Below are 20,302 nucleotides of genomic sequence, written 5' to 3'. Positions count from 1 at the left end.
GGCCGTTTTCGTCGTCCTTGCTCACAGCGATCCCTCCACCAGTTCCCTGCGGGGGAGACGTTCCAGCAGCGCGCCCGTCAGGGCCTTGCGCAGGGGCTCCGCCTCCACGCGCTCCAGCAGCTCGCTGGCGAAGGCGAAGGTGAGCAGCGCGCGGGCGCTCTCGACGTCGTAGCCGCGGGAGCGCAGGTAGAAGAGCTGCTCGTCGGCGATCTGGCCGCTGGTGGAGCCGTGGGTGCAGCGGACGTCGTCGGCGTAGATCTCGAGCCGCGGCATGCTGTAGGCGGTGGCGTCGGCCGAGAGCAGCAGGTTGCGGTTGGTCTGGCGGGCGTTGGTGCGCTGGGCGTCCTGGGCCACGTAGATGAGGCCGTCGAAGATGCCGCGCGCGTGACCGTCGAGGACGCCCTTGTAGAGCTCGTGGGTCTCGCAGTCGGGCACCGAGTGGCGCACGCGCGTGCGCAGGTCGCGGCGCTGGTCGCCGCTCGCCAGGTAGAGCGCCTCGAGCTCGCAGCGGGCGTGGTCGCCGGCCAGGTCGAGGTGCAGCTCGCGGCGGGCCGAGGCGCCGCCGAGGACGATCTCCAGCGAGCGGTAGAGGCTGCGCGCGCCGCTTTGCAGCACATGGGTGCCGCCGATGTGCCAGGCCGCGGCGTCCTCCTGCAGCAGCTTGAGGTGCGTGACGCGGGCGTCGTCGGCCACGCGCAGCTCCGTGATGGCGTCGCAGAAGATCGCCGCGCCGGGCAGGCCGACGTGCCGCTCCACGATCGTCGCGCTGCTCTCGCAGCCGCTACTCACGATGACGCGAGGCGCCACCAGGCGCCCGGCGGCGGCGGCGGTGCTCACCAGCAGCAGCTCGATCGGCGCCTCGAGCGCGGTTCCCGGCGCCAGGGTGACGAGCAGACCGTCCTGCCAGTAGGCGGCGTTCAGGGCGGCGAAGGCGTTGTCGGCGGTCCGCGCCAGCTGACCGAAGCTGGCAGCCTGCAGCTGCGCGGACGTGGCCGCGGCGAGCGGCGTGATCGTCACGCCGGCGGGCAGACTGCCGGGGGACGAGAGCGCGGGGGCGTAGTGGCCGTCCACGAGCACGAAGCGGTGGGCCTCGAGGCCCGGCAGCGCCAGCGCGGCGACGGTCGCGGCGTCCACGGCGGACCGCTCCGCCAGCGGTGCGCGGAAGCCGGCCGCGGCGAACGGGCGCAGGTCGGCGTACTTCCACTCCTCGCGCTCGCGCCCGGGCAGGCCCAGGCGCGCGAACTGCGCGGCCGCCTCCACGCGGCCCGCGTGCAGGCCGGCGTCCTCGGTGCGGCGGCCCGCGAAGTCCGCGAAGTCGGCCACCAGGGTGGCGGCGCTGCCGTTGTCGCTGCGGGTGTTCACGCTGCCGTCTCCTTCTCCAGCCAGCCGTAGCCCTTGGCCTCCAGCTCCTCGGCCAGCTCCTTGCCGCCCGAGCGGACGATGCGGCCGCCGGCCAGCACGTGCACGCGGTCGGGCACGATGTACTGGAGCAGGCGCTGGTAGTGGGTGATCACGAGGAAGGAGCGCTCGGGGCCGCGCAGGGCGCTCACGCCCTTGGCCACGATCTGCAGCGCGTCGATGTCGAGGCCGGAGTCGGTCTCGTCCATGATGGCCAGGCGCGGCTCCAGCACGGCCATCTGGAAGCCCTCGTTGCGCTTCTTCTCACCGCCCGAGAAGCCCACGTTCAGCGAGCGGTTCATCAGCGCGGGATCCAGCTCGAAGAGGCGCATCTTCTCCTTGGCCAGCGTCAGGAAGTCCATGGCGTCCAGCTCGGGCTCGCCGCGGTGCTTGCGCGCGGCGTTGAGCGCGGCGCGCAGGAAGTAGGTGTTGCTGACGCCGGGGATCTCCACCGGGTACTGGAAGGCCAGGAAGACGCCCGCGAGCGCGCGCTCGTCGGCCTCCATCTCCAGCAGGTTCCGGCCCGCGTAGAGCACCTCGCCCTCGGTGACGGTGAACGCCTCGTTGCCCGCCAGCACCTGGGCCAGCGTGCTCTTGCCGGAGCCGTTGGGGCCCATGATGGCGTGCACCTCGCCGGGGGGCAGCGTCAGGTCGATGCCCTTCAGGATGGCCTTGCCGTCGGCCTCGGCGTGCAGGTTGCGGATCTCGAGCATGGTGGAAGTCACTCCTTGTCTGGACCGGGGCTAGCCGACGCTGCCCTCGAGGCTCACGCTGAGCAGCTTCTGCGCCTCCACGGCGAACTCCATGGGCAGCTCGCGGAAGACCTCCTTGCAGAAGCCGTTGACGATCATCGACACGGCGTCCTCGGTGGAGATGCCGCGCTGGTTGCAGTAGAAGAGCTGGTCGTCCCCGATCTTGGTGGTGGTGGCCTCGTGCTCCATGCGGGCCGTCGGGTTGCTGGACTCGATGTAGGGGAAGGTGTGCGCGCCGCAGCGGTCGCCCAGCAGCATGGAGTCGCACTGGGTGAAGTTGCGCGCGCCGTCGGCGCCGCGGGCGATGCGCACCAGGCCGCGGTAGGTCTGGTCGCCGCGGCCGGCGCTGATGCCCTTGGAGATGATCGTGCTGCTGGTGCGCTTGCCCAGGTGGATCATCTTGGTGCCCGTGTCCGCCTGCTGGCGGTTGTTGGTCAGGGCCACCGAGTAGAACTCGCCGACGGAGTCGTCGCCCTTGAGCACGCAGCTCGGGTACTTCCAGGTGATCGACGAGCCCGTCTCCACCTGCGTCCACGAGATCTTCGCGCGGTCGCCGGCGCAGAGGCCGCGCTTGGTGACGAAGTTGTAGATGCCGCCCTTGCCGTCCTTGTCGCCCGGGTACCAGTTCTGCACGGTGCTGTACTTGATCGTGGCGTCCGCGTGCGCGTAGAGCTCCACCACCGCGGCGTGGAGCTGGTTCTCGTCGCGCTGGGGGGCCGTGCAGCCCTCGAGGTAGCTCACGGACGCGCCCTCGTCGGCCACGATCAGCGTGCGCTCGAACTGCCCCGTGTTGGCGGCGTTGATGCGGAAGTAGGTGGACAGCTCCATGGGGCAGTGAAGGCCCTTGGGCACGTAGACGAAGCTGCCGTCCGTGAACACCGCCGCGTTGAGCGCGGCGTAGAAGTTGTCGGTGGAGGGCACGACCTTGCCCAGGTACTTCTTCACCAGCTCGGGATGCTCGCGCACGGCCTCCGAGAAGGAGAGGAACACGACGCCCATCTCCTTCAGCTTCTCCTTGAAGGTCGTGGCCACCGAGACGCTGTCGAAGACCGCGTCCACCGCCACGCCGGCCAGCAGCTTCTGTTCCTCGAGCGGGATGCCCAGCTTGTCGTAGGTCTCGAGCAGCGCCGGATCCACCTCGTCGAGGCTCGCCAGCTGCTTCTTGGCCTTCGGCGCGGAGTAGTAGCTGATGGCCTGGTAGTCCACCGCCGGGTACTCCACCTTCGCCCAGTGCGGCTCGTCCAGGGTCTGCCAGTGGCGGAAGGCCTTGAGCCGCCAGTCCAGCAGCCACTCGGGCTCGCCCTTCTTGGCGGAGATCAGGCGGATGACGTCTTCGTTGAGCCCGGGCGGAACCGTGTCCGCCTCGATGTCGGTGACGAAACCCCACTTGTAGTCCTGCCGCGTGAGCTCCTCGAGCATCTGCTCGCTCTCGCTCGGCTGGGAATTCTGGGGCGCATTCTCGAGCTGGGACATCAGGCGCTTCCTTCGTGCTTGCCGCCCGCGGGCCTGGCCAGGGAGCCGGTCATTTCCCGCAGCGTGACGCCCTCCAGGGCGCTCATCACCTGCCGGTTGATCCAGCTCCAGTTGTCCTTGACGTCGCAGGTGGTTTCGAGCTCGCAGCTGCAGTCGTCCGCCGCGCACTCGGTGACGGCCACCGGCCCTTCCAGGGCGCCCACCAGCTCGGCCAGGGTGATCTCCTCGGGTCGCCGCGCCAGCGCGTAGCCGCCGTGGGCGCCCCGCTGGGACACCAGCAGCTGCCGCCGCGCGAGCAGCTTGAGCAGCTTGCTGACCGTGGGCAGGGGCAGGCCCAGGGAGGCGGCCAGATCGCGCGCCGTGATGCTCCCGCCCGGCTCTTCCTGGGCCAGGCGAGTCATGAGCGCGATGCCGTAGTCGGTGAGCTTGGCGACCCGAATCATGGAAATTCTCAGGCTTTCCGGAAACTGGACCGTATCAGTACTGTTTGCGTGCAGAACCTACTAAGCGGTCCCCGGGGGCGCAAGGCGAAAGAGCACGGAATCGGTACGAAATGCCGGAGCACACGAAAAAGGCCGCCGGCGATCGCCGGCGGCCTCGCGTCGAAGCAAAGTCCTGACGGCTACTGCACGCGCACCAGCTTGGCGCTGTGCACCTCGCCGCCGGCCCGGAGCCGCGCCAGGTAGACGCCGCCCGGCATCGCCGTGCCCGCGTCGTTCCGGCCGTCCCAGACCAGCAGGTGATCGCCCGCCGGACCCTGTCCGTTCAGCAGCGAGCGGACGCGGCGCCCGGTGACGTCGAAGACGTCGATCGCCACCGGCCCCTCGCTGGGCAGGCTGTAGCGCAGCGTGATGCCGTCCGCGAAGGGGTTGGACGACGCCGCCTGCAGGCCGAAGTCCGCCGGCAGCAGGGGATCGCCCACGGCCACGGTGGTCTCGTCCTGCAGCGTGACGCGGTAGGAGCCGCCGTTGTCACGCTCGTTGTAGACCACGAAGCCGTACCAGTCGCTGTGGTCCGCGGTGAAGACGAAGGAGCCTTCGCCGCCGGGGCCCACGCCGTCCAGCAGCAGGTTCGCCGCCTCTTCCGGCGCGTAGTAGGCCGCGCCGTTGGAGGCGAAGAGCGCCATGCCCAGGTTCATGCCGCCGCTGAGGTCCTCGAGACGGAAGCGCACCTGGTCGCCGTCGCTCAGGTAGACGTCCCAGATCTCCGCCACGTCACCGGCGGGCCAGGTCAGATCGTAGCTGTTGGCGTCGCCGGGGGTGTAGCTGAGCGTCTCGCCGCCGCCCTCGAACTCCATGTCGAGCGCGCCGGTGCCGGAGCGCCGCCAGAAGCGGGGGTAGACGGTGCTGCCGCTGCCGATGTGGTTGTAGTCGCCCACCACGAAGGCAACGCCGGGGCCCGTCTGGTCGGAGACCGCCAGGGTGCCGATCGTGTAGGCGTCGTCGCCGTAGAGCCACACGCTGGCCTCGTCGCCGGCGGAGGGGCGCACGCCCCAGACCGTCCACCAGGACGAAGGGATCGTGTGGCTGGCGAAGACCATCTCGTCGGAACGGGTGACCGCCACGTCCTCGCTCATGCTGATGTCCGGGCCGGCCATCAGCTCGTAGCTCCCGCCGTTGTCGTCCTGGGTCATCATCACGAAGCCCAGCCAGCCGTTCACCGGCGAGGTGACGTTGAACCACTCGCCGCCGTCCCCGGCGGGATGGTAGTTCGAGATGCCGATGAAGTCGCCGCGGCCGTGGTAGTTGTCCGCGCCGTTGCTGGACGTGTAGGCGTAGAGCGCCGTGTCCATGAGGCTGCCGGTGCTGTGGTACTCGCGGAAGAAGTAGTTCTGTCCGCTCGTGGCGGAGAAGTCCCAGATCTTGACCACGTGCCCCGTGGCCCAGCTGCTGTACTGGTAGCCCGGCAGCAGCTCGGGGTCGTGCTCCCACTCCGTGCGGTGCAGGCCGGCGCCGCTCGTGCGGTTCACCCGCCAGTAGTCGCGGTTGTAGGGCGCGTAGTAGTAGTCCACCGCCACGTACTCGGGCGTGCCGGGGATGTAGGTCGTGGACTCGTCCAGGAGCTGCGTGTAGTTCTCGTCGGCGAAGAGCTGGCCGATGACGTCGGTGCCGGCGTCCGGACGCGTGCCCACCACGGACCAGTAGATCGCGTTGGGGTCGTAGTTGAACAGGCGCAGCGGGAAGGCCGACAGGAAGGGCGTCTCCTCCGCCAGCGTGGCCGGCGAGGGGCCGATCTGGATCTCGAAGCTGCCGTTCACCGCGGTGTTGGCGAAGGCCACGAGACCGTAGACGTCGTCCTCGGGCACGATGTAGGTGAAGCTCTCGCTCGCGCCGGCGCCGGCGGCGTCCGCCAGGGCCACCGCGCTGGTGCGGCCGGCGAAGTAGGTGTCGCCGTTGCTCTTGAAGAGCGCCAGGCCGATGTCCACGCCCGCGCTGACGTTCCACCCGTAGAAGGTGACCTCCTCGCCGGCGAAGAGCGGCACGTCCCAGACGCGCACGGTGTTGTAGTCGCTCCAGTTCACCACGCGGGAGATGCCGTCGGGGTAGAGCACGCCCGTGCCGCTCTCGAAGGTGAGGTTGTAGTTGGCCGTGTCGCCCGAGTAGCGGCGCACCTCGATGTGCTCGTCGCCCAGGCGGTTGTGGTTGTAGTCGCCGACGATGAAGTCCACTGGGTAGCCGGTGTAGGAGTTCGCCAGGTAGTTGTTGTGGTTGTTGTCGGCGTAGAGGTAGGGATCGTAGTCCGCGGTGGCCGGGCTGCGCAGGCCGAAGACCGACCAGCTCGTCCACTTCTGGGCCGCCATCATCCCCTGGTCGACGTTGTTCCAGTAGAAGTAGCCGTTGTGCCAGAGCTCCCAGATGTTCGTGTAGGTGCTGCCGGAGACGCGGCGCTTGGTCTTGTCGAGCTGGCCGTTGCTGTCGCTGTCCCACCAGGCCCAGTGCTGCCGCGTGTAGTCGCAGATGTTGGTGAAGGTGTTGTTGATCATGAGGCAGCTGACGTCGATGGGGCAGGTCGCGAGCTGGCAGTTGCCGTTGTTGACGCTGTAGTCCAGGTACCAGCTCTGGCAGAGCCCGCAGTCGATGCCGCCGTTGCACTGGCCGCTCTCGACGTACTCGTCGCAGGCGCCGAAGCTGTGGCCCATCTCGTGCGCCCAGACGTTGCCGCTGCTGTCCAGGTAGAGCCGGATCTGGGCGTTGCCGTAGGCGGCCCAGGCGCGGCCGTTGACGTAGGACTCGAACGACGCGATCACGTTGTCGTAGCCGCCGTTCCAGTTCTGCAGGTACATCGTCATGTCGTCGACGCGGCTGCCGTCGCCGTCGGCGTCGGAGAAGCCGATCTGCGCGAGGGCGTCCTCGACCACGGTGCCGTCGGTCCCGCTGTAGGGGATCGTGTAGTTCAGGTCGGCGGAGTAGTACCAGAAGGCCGTGCCGTTGCCGTCGAAGCGGAGGTTCGCCTCGGCCGGCGCGATGTCGAGGTAGTGCTCCTTCGCCACCTGGGCCTTCGCCGCGGCCGCGTTGCGGTCGGTGCTGGTCCAGGTGCCGCCGTCGTGGCTGATGAACACGTGGATGATCAGGGTGCTGCCGCGGGCATAGTGCGCGGTGTCGTTGTCGTCGTTGGCGCGGTCGCCGTTGCCCTCGGGCTCGAAGGCCTGGTTGGCCATGCCGTCGACGTCCTCCCAGGCGGCGGGATCGTCGCCCAGCGGATTGTTGGAGGCGCTGAGGCGGGCGGCCTCGACGTCCTCGCGGGTCATGTGTCCGAGCGTGGGCTCGGGGAACTGGGCCTGCGCCGCCACGGCGCCGAGGCCGAGGGCGAGCAGCGCGGCGCTCGCGGTGAGCTGGAGCTTGCGAAGCATCACTTCACCTCCTGGGCGCCGGCCTGGCGATCGGGATCGGTCGCGGGCGCCGCGTCGGCCGGGCGGGCCGGGGTGGGCGTCGACAGTTCGGGCGCCGACTGGGCCGGATAGCTGTGGTTCAGCTTCTCCAGCTCGGCGGGGGAGAGCTCGGTGGGACCCACGAGCTGGATGGGATCGATCTCGGCGCCGATGCCGCTCAGGCCCGGCGTGCTGGGGACGGCCGCCGGCGGCATGGACTGCTGGAGGGCGTCCTTGGCCGCGCGCAGCGCGTCCAGGTCGGCGGGGTTGCCGGGCTGCGGGCCCATCACGTACAGCGTGCCGGCGGCGCGCGACGCCTCGACGGCGGCGCGGGCCATGTCGAGCTTGGCGCGCTCGATGGCGTTGAGGACGTCATCGCCCTCGGCGCGCAGGCCGAGGCCGGCGTCGGTGAAGGTCGAGCCGCGGTCGAGCTCGTCGACCGGGGACAGGGTCACCGGCTCGAGCGGACCGCCGAGCCGCAGGTTCTCGGGAAGCAGCGGGCCCATGACCGGCGCCTGGATGGACTCGGCACTCTGGGCCGGCGTCTCGGTGGCCGGGCCGCGATTGGGGGTCTCCGACGCAAGGGCTGGCAGGCTCAGGGCGAGCGCCAGACCGAGCGCGGACAGACCCAGGATCGCGCGTCCCGGAGCTGTTGACTGGCGAGCGAACATTCGTGGTCCTCCGTGGAAAGTGACTGCGTTGACGACTGCGTGAGAGGCAACTGTCGCAGAGTTCAGACGCGGCCACTGTAAGGGGGATCACGAACCCGGAAAGGGACGGGCTTCCTTTACAAAAAGGGAATCTACGGCCCGAGTCAGGCCCCGGCGCGACGCAGCGTCGGAATGGCCTCCTCGCCGGGGACCAAGGGCTGGAACCCGAAGCGGGCGTAGAAGTTCTGGGCGTCCCGGGTCCGCAGGCGAAGCTCCCTCGCCCCCCGGGCGCGGGGGTGGTCCACCAGGAGCCGGACGATCGCCGAGCCCAGGCCGCGGCCCCTCCAGTCGGGGCGCACCACCACGTCCAGCAGCCAGGCGACCCGCAGGCCGTCGCCGAGCACGCGCCCGGAGGCGAGCAGCTCGCCGCTGGCCGCGTCCACCGCCGCCACCCAGGCGTCGCTGCGCCGGTGCGCGGCGGCCAGGGCCTCCGGGGTCTCGCCGACGGTCCAGTAGGCCCCCTCCAGCAGGGCCGCGGCGGCCGGGGCCAGCGCGGCCGGCGGGCCCGCCAGCAGGCGCGCCCCCGCGGGCGCGGCCAGGAACCCCGGGCAGGGCGTGTCCGGGTTGCCCGCGAGGATGCGGTCCACGGCGGTCAGGTCGCCCGGCGCGCCGCGCTCCCAGAGCCGCTCCACGATCCGCGCGCGCTGCGCGGGGCTGCGGTTCTGTCCCAGCTTCGACTTGCCGGCGAGCGTGGCGATGGGCATGCGCAGCACCCGCGTGCCCTTGAGGTCGGCGGTGTAGAGCGGGTCGTCGCCGGTCAGGGGGCGGTGCCCGCCCTCCGGCTGGTACTTCTCCATGAGGGCCTGCAGCGCGCGGGCCTTGTCGCCCGGCGAGACGAGATCCTCCGCCACGCCGGTGGCCTGCACGCTTTCGTAGTAGGTGGTGGCCGGGCAGGCGCGCTCGGGGTCGACGAAGTGGCTCGGGATCTCCGCCAGGGTCTCGTGGGCGGCAATGGCCAGGGGACGCCCCACCAGCTCGGACTTCTCGCCCTTGTGCGAGCCGTGCCAGACGAGGGCGTCGCCGTCGTCGCCGGGCACGAGCGCGGCGTGCAGCGTGCGCAGGAGGGGGGCGCCGTCTGGCCCCACGCCCGCCACCTGGACGACGTGCGCACGCGCCAGCAGGGCCAGGGCCTCGGACCGGGGCAGGCGGAATCGCTCGGCGAGCACGTCGCACCTCCAAGGCGGCCGCCGGGAACCGGGCGCCCCCCGGCGCCTTCGTTCTTGGTGCGGCTCTGCGCCTAAGCTATCTTCGCCGCGAGGATCGAGCAATGCCCTGGTCACGGCCCGCCCCGCATCACGTCCCCGCCCTGGCCGCGCTCGCGCTGCTGCTGGCGGGTTGCGGGGGCGGCGACGTCCGCGTGGCCCTGGGCCCCCAGGACGCGGCGCCCGGCGACCGGCTCGGCCTGCAGCTGCCCGCGGCCACCGCCCCGGCGGGCTTCCCCTTCCCCCGCGACCCCGGCCAGGCCCTGCTCAACGCGCAGCTCTACGAGTCGCTGACCCGGCTGGACGCCCAGGGCCACGCGCGGCCCGCCTTGGCCGGCGCCTGGAGCGCGAGTGGCGAGGGGCGTCGCTGGACCTTCACCCTGCGCGAGGGCGCACGCTTCTGGGACGGCCGCGCCCTCGAGCCCGCCGACGTGGCCGCCGCCTGGCTCTGGACCGAGCGCCAGGCCGAGTCGCGGGGGCTCGCCCTGCCCTGCCCGCCCCTGCACCCCGTGGCCGAGCATCTGCGCCTCGTGGACGACCGCCGCCTCGCCATCGATCTCGACACCCCCTGCGCCGACCTCCCCGCGCGTCTCGCCTCGCCGAGCTACGCGGTCAGCGCGTCGGCGCCGGCGGACGTCTGGCGCCTGGGCACGGGGCCCTGCCGGCCGCAGCCCGGCCCCGCGGACGTCCTCGCCTGCGAGCCGAATCCGTGGCACCCGCGCCCCGCGCGCTGGGCCGACCTCGTGGTGAGGGCGGCATCGCCGCAGGCGCTGCCGCGCCTCGCGCCGGGCGTCGCCGACCTGCGTCTCCTGCTGGACCGCGGGCGCGCCGACGCCTACGGCGCCCTGCCGAACGCGCGTCTGCTCGCGTCGGCGGACGCGACCCACTACCTGCTGGCCCTGCCTCCATCGCTGCCGCTGGACGCGGAGCGCCTACGCGCGGCGCTGGCCCGCGACGCCGAGGCCGGCCTGCTCGCCAGCACGCGTGCGGAACCGCTGCCCTGGACGCCCGACGCCGGCCCGCTGCCCTGGCCCGGCCCCGCGCCGGCCGGTCCGCTGCGCCTGGCCTACGCCGCCGACGACCCCGCCGCCGGCGACCTGGCGCGCCGGCTGGCCGCGCTGGTGTCCCTCCCGGACGCGCAGGGCGACGGCACCGGCATCACCCTGCTGGCCGCGCCGCTCGCGCCCGACAGCCTCGACGCGCTGCTCCGCGCGCTGGCGGATCCACCGGCGCAGCCCTACGCACTGACGACGTCGCCGCTCCTGCTGGCCGTGCGCCCCGGCGAGGCCCAACCCGCGCTGCTGGCGCGCGAGGAGCTCCGCATCGTCCCCCTCGTGCGCACCCGCCCCGTGCTCGCCCTGCGCGACGATCTCGCCGGCCTCGCGCGGGGGGGCGACGGCCGCCTGCTCATCGATCAGATCGGCGCACGGAGCGCCGCCCCATGACCCTGCGCACCCGCATCCTGCTGGCGGCCTCGCTGCTGGTGCTGCTGCCGACGCTCGTGCTGTCCCTGGCCGGGCGGCAGCAGACGGCCCATCGCCTGCGCGAACAGCACGCCGCGCGGCTGGACGCCATGGCCACGCTGCTCGAGGAGGACCTCGCGCTGCGCGCGGACGCCATCGCGGCCCGCCTCGCCGCGCTCGGCCGCGACCTGCAGGGCGACCTCGCGCTGCGGCGCGCGCTGACCGGCGACGACCCCGCCTCGCAGCGCCTCCGCATCGACCTCGCGGCCCGGCGCATGGCGCTGATGGGCCTGGACGTCCTCCAGATCCAGGACGCCGAGGGCCGCATCCTCAGCGCGGGGCACTTTCGGGACGCCTTCGACCGCCGCGAGCCAGGCCTGGCCGACGCGCTGGCGCGGCAGCCGGGCGGCACGGCGCTGGCGGAGTTCCGTCGGCCGGAGGGCAGCCTGCTCGCCCTGACGCGCCTGGACTCCCTGCGCCTGGACGGCCGCGACTACCGCCTGCTCGGCGGCGAACGCCTGGACGACGCGGCCTTGCGCCGCCTCGCCGGCGGCAGCGGTCTGCGCCTGGCGCTCCTCGTGGATGGCGAGCCGCGCGCGACGAGCGGCGGCCCGCTGCCCGGCGAGGCGGATCGCAGCCTGCCGCTGGCGGCGCTGGGTCCGCGGGGCGAGCCGCGCGAGGGCGTGCTGCTGCTGGCGGAGTCCCGCGGCGCGCTGGCCGCGCTGCTCGGCGGCTTCGACCTGTGGCTGCTGGGCGCGCTGACGGCGACCCTGGCCGGCGGGCTCGCGCTGGCGCTCTGGCTGTCCACGCGGCTGGGCCGTCCGCTGCGCGACCTCGCCGCGCGGACCGAACGCCTCGACCTGGACAACCTGGACGCCGACTTCCCCCTTGCCGGTGAGCGCCGCGACGAGGTGGGCGCGCTGGCGCGGACGCTGTCGCTGCTCACGTCGCGCCTGCGCAGCGGACGCGTGGCCCTGGTCGAGGCCGAGCGCCGCGCCACCCTGGGCGATCTCGCGCGGCAGGTCACGCACGACATCCGCAACGGCTTCACGCCGCTGCGCAACGTGCTGGCGCATCTCTCGCGCCTGGCGCGGGAGACGCCGGCCGAGCTGCCGGCCGTCTACCTGGAGCGGGAGGGCACGTTGACGCGCGGGCTCGCCTACCTCGAAGACCTGGCCGACCACTACGCGCGCCTGCGTCCCGAGCGCCGGGCGGAGCGCGTGGATCTGGGCGCGCTGTTGAGGGAGATCGTCCCGGTGGGGGAGGCCGGCGGCGTCAGGACGCGGCTCGCGGTGGCGCCCGATCTGCCGCGGCTCGTCGCCGATCCCGCGAGCCTGCGGCGCATCGCCGAGAACCTGCTGCGCAACGCGCGCGAGGCGCTCGGCCCGGAGGGCGGGCGCGTGGACGTGGACCTGCGGCAGGTCGAACGCGACGGCGAACCCCATCTGCGGCTCGAGGTCGCCGACGACGGCTGCGGCATCGCGCCCGAAGACCGGTCGCGCGTCTTCGAGGACTTCTACACCAGCAAGGCCCAGGGCAGCGGGCTCGGCCTCTCGGTGGTGCGGCGGCTCGCCGCCGACCTGGGCGGCCGCGTGGAACTGGACAGCGCGCCAGGAGCGGGCGCGCGCTTCCGCGTGCTCCTGCCCCTGTCCGACCCCAGTCCCGGGAGTGAACGGTGAAACGCATCCTGATCGTGGACGACGTGGAAGCCATGCGCGAGCAGTACGCCTACGACATCGCGCGGCTGGGCGGCTACGAGACCCTCACCGCGTCCGCGGGCGACGAGGCCCTGCAGCGCCTGCGCGCGGAGCCCGTGCACTGCGTCGTGCTCGACCTCGAGATGCCGCGCGTCGACGGCTTCGAGCTGCTGCGCACCCTGCAGCACGAGGGGAGCGAGGTGCCGGTGATCGTCTACACGGGCACGGGGGACGTGGAGCGCGCCGTGCGCGCCATGCGCCTGGGCGCGCGGGGCTTCGTGGAAAAGCGCGACCCCATCGAGCGGCTGATGGTGGAGATCGAGCGCGCGCTGGAGCACGAGCGCCTCGGCGGCGAGCTGCGCCGCAGCCGCGCCCGCGCGGGGGAGGACACGCCGCTCGTCGGCGACAGCGCGCCCATGCGCGCGCTGAAGGACGCCATCGCGCGCGTGGCGGCGATCCCGTCCACCGTGCTGATCGCGGGCGAGAGCGGCAGCGGCAAGGAGCTGGTGGCGCGCGAGCTGCACCGGCAGAGCGGCCGCGCGGGCACCTACCTCGCCGTGAACTGTGCCGCGCTGCCGGGCCAGACCCTGGAGGACGAGCTCTTCGGCCACGTGAAGGGCGCGTTCACGGGGGCGGACCGTCCGCGCAAGGGCGCCTTCGAGGAAGCCGCGGGCGGCACACTCTTCCTCGACGAGATCGGCGAACTCCCGCCGCCCGCCCAGGCGGCCCTGCTGCGCGTGCTGGAGGAGAAGCGCATCCTGCGCCTGGGCTCGAGCCAGCCGGTGGCCGTGGACGCGCGGGTGGTCGCCGCCACCCATCGCGATCTGGCGGCCGACGTGGAGGCGGGACGCTTCCGCCGCGACCTGCTCTTCCGCCTCAAGGTGCACACGCTCGCGCTGCCGCCGCTGCGCGCGCGCCTGGACGACCTCCCCGCCATCGCCGAGCAGCTGCTCGCGCGCATCGCGCGGGACTTCGGCCGCCGGCCGGCGCGGCTCGCGCCCGGGGCCGTCGCCGCGCTGCAGCGGCACGACTGGCGGCAGAACAACGTACGCGAGCTGCGGAACGTGCTGGAGCAGATGGTCATCGCGGCCGACGGCGACACGCTCGAGACGCGGCACCTGCCGGCCGAGCTGCGCGGCGCGCCCGAGGGGGAGGGTCGCGAGGACGTCGGCAGCTTTCGCGAGCGACGCCGGGTCGCGGAGCGGCGCATCGTGCGCGAGGCCCTGGCGCGCAACGGCGGCCAGCTCACCCGCACCGCGCGCGAGCTGGGCCTCGCCGATCACTCGAGCCTGAGCAAGTTGATGCGCCGCTTGGGGCTGGAGCGGGCGGACGACTAGCGCCGGCGCAGGAGCTCCTGGTCGCGGCGCTCGCGGGCCCAGCGCTTGAGCGTGCGGGCGAGCTCGCGGCGTTCGACGGGCTTGGCCAGGTAGTCGTCCATGCCCGAGGCGAAGCAGCGGTCGCGGTCGCCCTTCATCGCGTTGGCCGTCAGGGCGATCACCGGCGTGCGCTTGCCCGGCACCTCGAGCGTGCGGATCATGCGCGTGGCCTCGAAGCCGTCCATCTCGGGCATCTGGCAGTCCATCAGGATGATGTCGTACTCGAGGCGCTTGTAGGCGTCGATGGCCTCCAGGCCGTTGGTGGCCAGGTCCACGCTGCAGCCCATGCGCTCGAGCTGGAGCATGGCGACCTTCTGGTTGACGGGATTGTCCTCCACGAGCAGGACGCGCGCGTCCACGCGCAGGCCGGGCTCGGCGTCATCGGCGCTCTTGCCGCGGGGCGACTGCGGCGGCATCACGCGCGAACGGGGCAGCGTGAGCAGCACCCAGAAGGTGGCGCCGGCGCCCTCCTCGCTCTCGAAGCCGATGGACCCGCCCATCAGCTCCACCAGCTGCCGCGAGATCGCCAGGCCCAGCCCCGTGCCGCCGAAACGGCGCGTGGTGCTCCGCTCGCCCTGGGCGAAAGCCTGGAAGAGCTTGTGCTGCGCCTCGGCGGGGATGCCCACGCCCGAGTCGCGCACGGTGAAGCGGATCTGTCCGTTCTCGCCAGTGTTCTCCACCGCGCAGCGCAGCTCCACCTGGCCTTCGCCGGTGAACTTGACCGCGTTGCCCACCAGGTTGAGCAGGATCTGGCGGATCCGGCCCGGATCGCCGAGGAAACTGCCGTCGTCGCCGGGGCCGCGCGGGTAGTCGAGCCCGATGCCCTTCTCCTTGGCGCGGAAGCTGAGCAGGTCCACCACCTCGGCGCAGAGCGCCGACGGCTGGAAGGGGATGGCCTCCAGGTCCAGCCGCCCGGCCTCGATCTTGGAGAAGTCGAGGATGTCGTTGATGAGCGTCACCATGGTGCTCGCCTGGGCGCGCACGGTCTCGGCGTAGTCGCGCTGCTCGCGCTGCAGCGTCGAGTCGAGCAGCAGGCCGGTCATGCCCAGGATCGCGTTGAGCGGCGTGCGCACCTCGTGGCTCATGGCCGCCAGGAACTCGCTCTTGGCGCGCGTCGCGGCCTCGGCGTTGCGCTTCGCCACCACCAGCGCGGCCTGGTCCTCCTCGCGGCGACGCAGCAGGCGATCGAGCTGGAGGCTGCGCTGGTTGAACCAGTAGGCCAGCGCGCCGAGCTCGCCGCCGTCCGGCGCGCGGACCAGCAGGCTGCCGGGTTCGCTGCGGGCGAAGGAGGCCTGGAGCTGGCGGGTCATGCCCGTCAGCGGACGGATGAGAATCGCGCGCAGCACCACGAAGGCCGCCAGCAGGCAGAGCAGCGCGGCGCCCAGCATGGCCAGGAAGAGCGCGCGGCGGATGAAGGTGGCCGAGGCCAGGGCCGCGCCCTGGGGCGTCACCACCACCAGCTGCCAGAAGGTCTCCGGCACCTGGAAGACCGAGGCCGTGGCGCTCTCGCCCAGCACCGGGTCCCGGTCCACCGCGAAGCGGCTCCGGCGAATCGCGTGGGACACGTCCGCCTCGCCGAGGATCGCCGCGAGCAACTCGGCCTGGCGCGTGTCGATCTGGTGGCTGTCCTCGGCGAGGCGCGCGGCGAGGGCCGGATCGAAGTGACCGTCGGCGCGGCAGGTGGCCAGGATCGCGCCGCGCAGGCTGTCGGTGGCCGCGGCATAGGGCGCGAAGCGGGGATCCGTCGCGGCGAGGGCGTCCAGGGTCTCGCTCCCGGCGAGCCGCAGGGGAGCGGCGCTCTGCTCGGGCGGCGGGAAGGCGATGAAGCGTCCCTCGCGGTCCAGCAGGAAGGCGTAGCCGTGCAGCGTGCGCGTCGCGTCGGCGAGCAGGGCCTCCATGCCCTCGAGCTTGAGGTCGACGGTGCACACGCCGTAGAAGACGCCGTCGCGGCGCATCGGCACGGTGCAGGTGACCATGGGCTGGTGCGAGTAGGGATCGCTGTAGGAGCGGGACCAGTAGGCGTGGCCCGCCGGCAGCTGGGTCGCGGGGACGTACCACTCCTCGCCCTGGTAGCCGTCGCCGCCGGGGTCGTTGTAGTCGTCGAAGTAGGCGAGGGCGCCGTCGGCCTGGCGGCCCCAGAAGAAGCTGCGCCGCTCGCGCTTCGGGTCGAAGGCGCGGGCGGCGGGCCAGAGGCCGCCGCCGGCGATGGTGCCCTCGCTGCCGGCGGGGTCGAGCAGACGCGGCAGCAGCTGCTTGTGGAGCGTGCTGTCGGGCGGGAGGCTTTCGCCCAGCGAGGCCAGCGAGACGGCCAGCCCGCGCGCCTCGGCCAGGCGTCCCTCCAGCTCCGCCACGACCGTGGCGCCCGCGAGGCCCGCCTGCTCGGCGGCCTGATCCTCGAGCAGGCGCCGTCCCAGCGTGCCCAGCACGAGCGCCAGCGCGAGCGCCAGCGCCGCCAGCAGGCCCGCGAAGAGCAGCGGGATGCGCACCAGCAGGCTTTGCCGCCAGCTGAACTCCGGCTGCAGCGGGGCCGTGGGCGCGAGGGCGCTCGTGTCGGAGGGGGAGGCCTGACTCATGCGGCGGGGCGCTCTCCTTGACCGTGCGGAGGACCGAATCGACGCGGGATTCCCGCGGACTTCCTTATATCGGCAGCGGAGGCCGGGGCCCTGAGCCCAATCGGCGACAGGGTTCGCCGCGGTCCGCGCCGCCGTGTCCGCGAAGACACAGGGCCGGTTCCGAAGGACCGCGACCGCGGGGGTCCCGCGGCCCGCCCCCGGGGGCGCCTTTGCTTCAACTGACTGTGGGGCAAGGTGTTGTCGCGTGGTCTCGGGGGCGGCCCGCCCTGGCGGGGCGCTTGCGCTGGGGAGGACATGGGCGCCGGCGGTCGGCGCCCCCCAACGAGGAGGACCCCCAATGCGCACTTCGAACTCCCACGGCAAGCGCAGCCCGAACTGGCCCATGCCCGCGATCCTGACCGGCGTCGGCATCCTCGCCGCCGGCGTGCTGCTGCTCATCGGCCTGCAGAGCCGCGACGCACAGCCCACGCGAACGGTGGCCCGCAGCAGCCGGCCGGCCGCCACGCGCGCGCTGCCCGCGCCGGACCCCGTGACCGAGGCGCCCGCCGTCACCGTGGTCGCCGAACCCACGCCCATGCTCCCGGCCGCTGAGGCCCAGGACCCGCCCGCGATCGAGCCGGCCGCGGCCGTGCCCGCCGACTTCGACGCCGGCGAGTCCCTCTTCGCCGACGCGCGTTACGGCGAGGCCGGCGCGGTCTTCAGCGCCTACGTGCTGCAGCATGCCGACAACCCCTGGGGCCACTACATGCTCGGGCTCTGCCAGTGGAAGCAGGGCGAGCTGGACGCGGCCGAGGGCGAACTCGAGGCCGCGATCGACCTCGCGCCCGAGCTCCGCAAGGCGCGTCTCAACCTGGCGCGCGTGCTGATGGACGCCGGCCGCCACGACGCCGCCCTCGCCGAGGTGGAGGCCGTGCTCGAGGCCGACCCCGCGGCCCCCGGCGCGCTGCGCCTGCGCGGCCGCGCGCTCGCCAACCTGGGCCGCCCCGAGGCCGAGCAGGCCTATCGGGCCGCGCTCGTCGCCGATCCCGAGGACGCGTGGTCGCTGAACAACCTCGGCCTCCTGCTGGTGGAGTCCGAGCGCTTCGAGGACGCGCTGTCGGTGCTGGCGCTGGCGGTGAAGCTCGATGGGCGCGTGGCCGTCTTCCAGAACAACCTGGGCGTGGCGCTCGAGCGCTGCGGCCGTCCCGTGCAGGCGGCCGACGCCTACGCCGCGGCGCTGACGCTCGAGCCCGAGCACGCGAAGGCGGCGCTGAGCCTGGAGCGCGTGGACGGTCGCCGCGGGCCCGAGCAGCCGCTGGACCTGGCCGCGCGCGCCGACGAGACCGCGCTCGCCCTGGCCGACGGGCGACTGCCCTGGGACGCGACGATGGAGAGTGAGACGCAGGTCACGCAGCTGCCCTAGCGGCTTCGCGTCGCGCGAAGGACACGGCGCCGGTTCGCTCGCGGGCGAGCCGGCGTCGTGCGTTCAGTCTTCCTTGACGATCTCCGGCTTGTTCTTCTCGGCGATGATCAAGGTCGCCACGCTGCCGGCCAGCAGGAAGCTGAGCAGCACGACGATCCAGATCCAGGGGCGGTCTCTCAACCAGGTGATCATCAGGGCCCCCTGAAGCGTAGGGTGAGCGTGCGGGTCTCGTCGGAGTCCAGTGGCGTGACGCGCAGGTTCAGGTCGAAGGGCGCGCTGTAGTCCGACCGGGGCAGCAGCGCGAAGACGGGCGCGCGGCCGTCCTCCAGGGCGCCGAGCAGGATCTCCGGCTGGGGGATGATGAACTCCAGGCCCGGGTGTGCGGCGATGGCGTCGGCGTCGGCCTCGATGCGGAAGCTGCGCGGAGCGTCGGTCTTGTTCTGCAGGTGCAGCGTGTAGAGGTTGCGCAGCTTGCCCTCCTCGATGCTGTAGGGCAGGCCCGCCGAGCGCAGCGCGTTCACCTGGAAGGACTCCCGCTGCGAGGCCTTGAAGCCGAAGGCGGCCAGGCCCAGCAAGCCCATGAACGCGTAGATGAGCACGCGCGGGCGCCAGAAGCGGCGCTGGCCCGACTCGAAGCCGCGCTGGGAGTCGTAGCGCACGAGGCCCTTGGGCTTGTCGATCTTCGTCATGATGTCGTCGCAGGCGTCGATGCAGTTCGCGCAGCCGATGCACTCCATCTGCAGGCCGTTGCGGATGTCGATGCCCGTGGGGCAGACCTCAACGCAGCGGAAGCAGTCGATGCAGTCGCCGCCCTCGTCCACGCCCTTGGCCCGCGGCTCGCCGCGATTCGCGTCGTAGCCGATGACCACCGTGTCGTCGTCCACCAGCGTGGACTGCAGGCGGCCGTAGGGGCAGACGATGAGGCAGGTCTGCTCGCGGAACCACGCGTAGTTGAAGTAGAGCACGGCGGTCCAGAACATCGACCAGAAGAAGGCCGACGTGTGCGCCGACGGGCTCGAGCGCACCACGTGCAGCAGCTCGCGCGCGGGGATGAAGTAGGACAGGAAGACGTGGGCGATCACGTAGGACAGCCCCAGGAAGAGCAGGTGCTTGAGCGCCTTGCGCCAGAACTTGTCGAAGTTCCAGGGCCCCAGGTTGCGCCGGATGCGCGGGTTGCGCGGGCCCTCGATCCAGCGTTCCACGCGGCGCATGACGCCTTCCATGAACACCGTCTGCGGACAGGCGTAGCCGCACCAGACGCGGCCCCAGAGGCTCGTCAGCACGAAGAGGGCGAAGCCCATGCCGGTCACCAGGAAGAAGGCGAGATAGAAGTCCTGGTTCGTGAAGGTGAAGCCGAAGAGGTGCGCGCTGCGCCCCGGCAGATCCAGGTGCACCATGGGGTGGCCGCCGACGGGGATCCACGGCATGATCACGTAGATGACGATCAGGACCAGCCAGATCAGGTTCTTGCGGATCTGCCAGGGACCCTTGACGTCGGCGGGGTGCAGGAAGTTGCGCGAGCCGTCGGTGTTGATCGTGTAGACCGTGTCCAGATCCGGCCGCCGGCGATGCCGGCGACCGGAGTCTTCGCTGCTCATTCCGTCACCTTCTCTCCCTGCGGCGCCTTGCCGGGGACATTGGTGTTCTTGATGGTCAGCACGAAAGCCACCAGGGACTGCACGCGGTTGGGACCCAGCTGCCGGCCCCACGCGGCCATGCCCTTGTCCAGAACACCGTTGGTCACCGTGTTGTAGATGTCCGTCGGCCTGGCGCCGTGGATCCAGTACTCGTCCGTGAGGTTGGGACCCACGAGACCCTGGCCGCGATCCGCGTGACAGGCCACGCAGTAGGTGGCGAAGAGCTGCTTGCCCTCGTCCACCCGCGCGGGGAGGGTGCTCATCAGCGTGAGCGCCGCGTCGTCGATGGCCCCGCCCTTGGCGAGCTGCGCCTCGGCGGCCTTCTGCATCTCCACGTCGTAGCGGGCCTGCGGCAGCTTGCCCACCCCGAAGGTGTGGAAGAAGAGCCAGTAGCCGACGCTGAAGATGATGCTGCCCCAGAGAATCCACAGCCACCAGTTGGGCAGGCGGTTGTCGTATTCCTGGATGCCGTCGAAGTCGTGGTCGAAGACCTGATCCTGCTTGTACTCGCTCATCTCAGTTCTCCTTCCCTTCGCGCTCGGCGTCCGGGTGCGTCGCCGGGGCGTCGTCCCCGATCAGTAACTCGTCGCCCGCGTCCAGCGGCAGGCTCGCCAGGTGCTCCACCGCCCGCCGGTCGCGCAGGTTCACGGAGACGTGGAGCAGGATGGCCGCGAAGCTGGCCACGAAGAGCAGCAGGCCCACGATCGGCCAGACCAGGAGGTTGCTGCCCGCGAAGTAGTCGTGAAACATG

At 72.1% G+C, this 20,302-nt stretch carries 15 protein-coding genes; 4 read left to right on the top strand and 11 right to left on the bottom strand.

Translation table 11 applies throughout. The features are described from left to right. Window positions 1-21 precede the first annotated feature (21 nt). The 7 genes from sufD to H6693_08800 all read right to left on the bottom strand — a co-directional run bounded on the left by sufD (window position 22) and on the right by H6693_08800 (window position 9,367). A complete protein-coding gene (sufD, locus tag H6693_08830) occupies window positions 22-1,362 on the bottom strand; it encodes a Fe-S cluster assembly protein SufD (GenBank protein MCB9516288.1) in 1,341 nt (446 codons plus the stop codon). Next, the gene (gene sufC, locus H6693_08825; protein ID MCB9516287.1) at window positions 1,359-2,111 is read right to left on the bottom strand and encodes a Fe-S cluster assembly ATPase SufC; all 753 of its coding nucleotides are present in this window, start codon (window positions 2,109-2,111) and stop codon (window positions 1,359-1,361) included. Before sufC ends, sufD begins: the two co-directional genes overlap by 4 nt. A gap of 30 nt (window positions 2,112-2,141) precedes the next feature. Further along, the gene (gene sufB, locus H6693_08820; GenBank protein ID MCB9516286.1) at window positions 2,142-3,623 is read right to left on the bottom strand and encodes a Fe-S cluster assembly protein SufB; all 1,482 of its coding nucleotides are present in this window, start codon (window positions 3,621-3,623) and stop codon (window positions 2,142-2,144) included. Next, window positions 3,623-4,066: an SUF system Fe-S cluster assembly regulator gene (locus H6693_08815; GenBank protein MCB9516285.1), complete on the bottom strand. Its 444-nt coding sequence runs from the start codon at window positions 4,064-4,066 to the stop codon at window positions 3,623-3,625. The genes sufB and H6693_08815 overlap by 1 nt, the downstream gene beginning before the upstream one ends. 179 nt (window positions 4,067-4,245) lie before the next feature. Beyond that, the gene (locus tag H6693_08810) at window positions 4,246-7,473 is read right to left on the bottom strand and encodes a hypothetical protein (GenBank protein MCB9516284.1); all 3,228 of its coding nucleotides are present in this window, start codon (window positions 7,471-7,473) and stop codon (window positions 4,246-4,248) included. Next, window positions 7,473-8,162, bottom strand: coding sequence for a hypothetical protein (locus H6693_08805; protein MCB9516283.1), 690 nt, complete (start codon window positions 8,160-8,162; stop codon window positions 7,473-7,475). The genes H6693_08810 and H6693_08805 overlap by 1 nt, the downstream gene beginning before the upstream one ends. A 143-nt stretch (window positions 8,163-8,305) precedes the next feature. Continuing rightward, entirely contained in the window at window positions 8,306-9,367 is a 1,062-nt protein-coding gene (locus tag H6693_08800) for a GNAT family N-acetyltransferase (protein ID MCB9516282.1), read from the bottom strand. A 101-nt stretch (window positions 9,368-9,468) separates the two neighbouring features. Here H6693_08800 and H6693_08795 point away from each other — a divergent pair, with 101 nt between their 5' ends. Genes H6693_08795 through H6693_08785 form a run of 3 tightly spaced genes read left to right on the top strand, consistent with a single transcriptional unit; the run spans window position 9,469 to window position 13,900 of the window. Beyond that, a complete protein-coding gene (locus H6693_08795) occupies window positions 9,469-10,848 on the top strand; it encodes a hypothetical protein (protein ID MCB9516281.1) in 1,380 nt (459 codons plus the stop codon). After that, the gene (locus tag H6693_08790; protein MCB9516280.1) at window positions 10,845-12,545 is read left to right on the top strand and encodes a HAMP domain-containing protein; all 1,701 of its coding nucleotides are present in this window, start codon (window positions 10,845-10,847) and stop codon (window positions 12,543-12,545) included. Before H6693_08795 ends, H6693_08790 begins: the two co-directional genes overlap by 4 nt. Further along, window positions 12,542-13,900, top strand: a complete 1,359-nt coding sequence (locus H6693_08785; GenBank protein ID MCB9516279.1) for a sigma-54-dependent Fis family transcriptional regulator — start codon at window positions 12,542-12,544, stop codon at window positions 13,898-13,900. The genes H6693_08790 and H6693_08785 overlap by 4 nt, the downstream gene beginning before the upstream one ends. Here the strand turns inward: H6693_08785 and H6693_08780 are convergent. Next, on the bottom strand, window positions 13,897-16,512 hold the full coding sequence (locus H6693_08780; GenBank protein ID MCB9516278.1) for a response regulator: 2,616 nt from the start codon (window positions 16,510-16,512) through the stop codon (window positions 13,897-13,899). The genes H6693_08785 and H6693_08780 overlap by 4 nt on opposite strands. A 337-nt stretch (window positions 16,513-16,849) precedes the next feature. On the opposite strand from H6693_08780, the gene H6693_08775 reads away from it, so the two are divergent. Then, window positions 16,850-17,914: a tetratricopeptide repeat protein gene (locus H6693_08775; protein MCB9516277.1), complete on the top strand. Its 1,065-nt coding sequence runs from the start codon at window positions 16,850-16,852 to the stop codon at window positions 17,912-17,914. Window positions 17,915-18,105: 191 nt separating this feature from the next. Here the strand turns inward: H6693_08775 and ccoG are convergent, their stop codons facing one another. Genes ccoG through H6693_08760 form a run of 3 tightly spaced genes read right to left on the bottom strand, consistent with a single transcriptional unit; the run spans window position 18,106 to window position 20,301 of the window. Then, window positions 18,106-19,512 (bottom strand): cytochrome c oxidase accessory protein CcoG, encoded by a 1,407-nt coding sequence (gene ccoG, locus H6693_08770; GenBank protein ID MCB9516276.1) that lies wholly within the window; start codon window positions 19,510-19,512, stop codon window positions 18,106-18,108. Then, window positions 19,509-20,066 carry a c-type cytochrome gene (locus H6693_08765; protein MCB9516275.1) on the bottom strand — a complete coding sequence of 186 codons (558 nt, stop codon included), beginning with the start codon at window positions 20,064-20,066 and terminating at the stop codon, window positions 19,509-19,511. Before H6693_08765 ends, ccoG begins: the two co-directional genes overlap by 4 nt. 1 nt (window position 20,067) lies before the next feature. After that, window positions 20,068-20,301, bottom strand: coding sequence for a hypothetical protein (locus H6693_08760; protein MCB9516274.1), 234 nt, complete (start codon window positions 20,299-20,301; stop codon window positions 20,068-20,070). Window position 20,302 lies beyond the last annotated feature (1 nt).

This window comes from Candidatus Latescibacterota bacterium, from assembly GCA_020633725.1.
GTDB lineage: Bacteria > Krumholzibacteriota > Krumholzibacteriia > JACNKJ01 > JACNKJ01 > VGXI01.
Note: the sequence above shows the minus strand (reverse complement) of the source record. Positions and strands in the feature narration are given on the sequence as shown.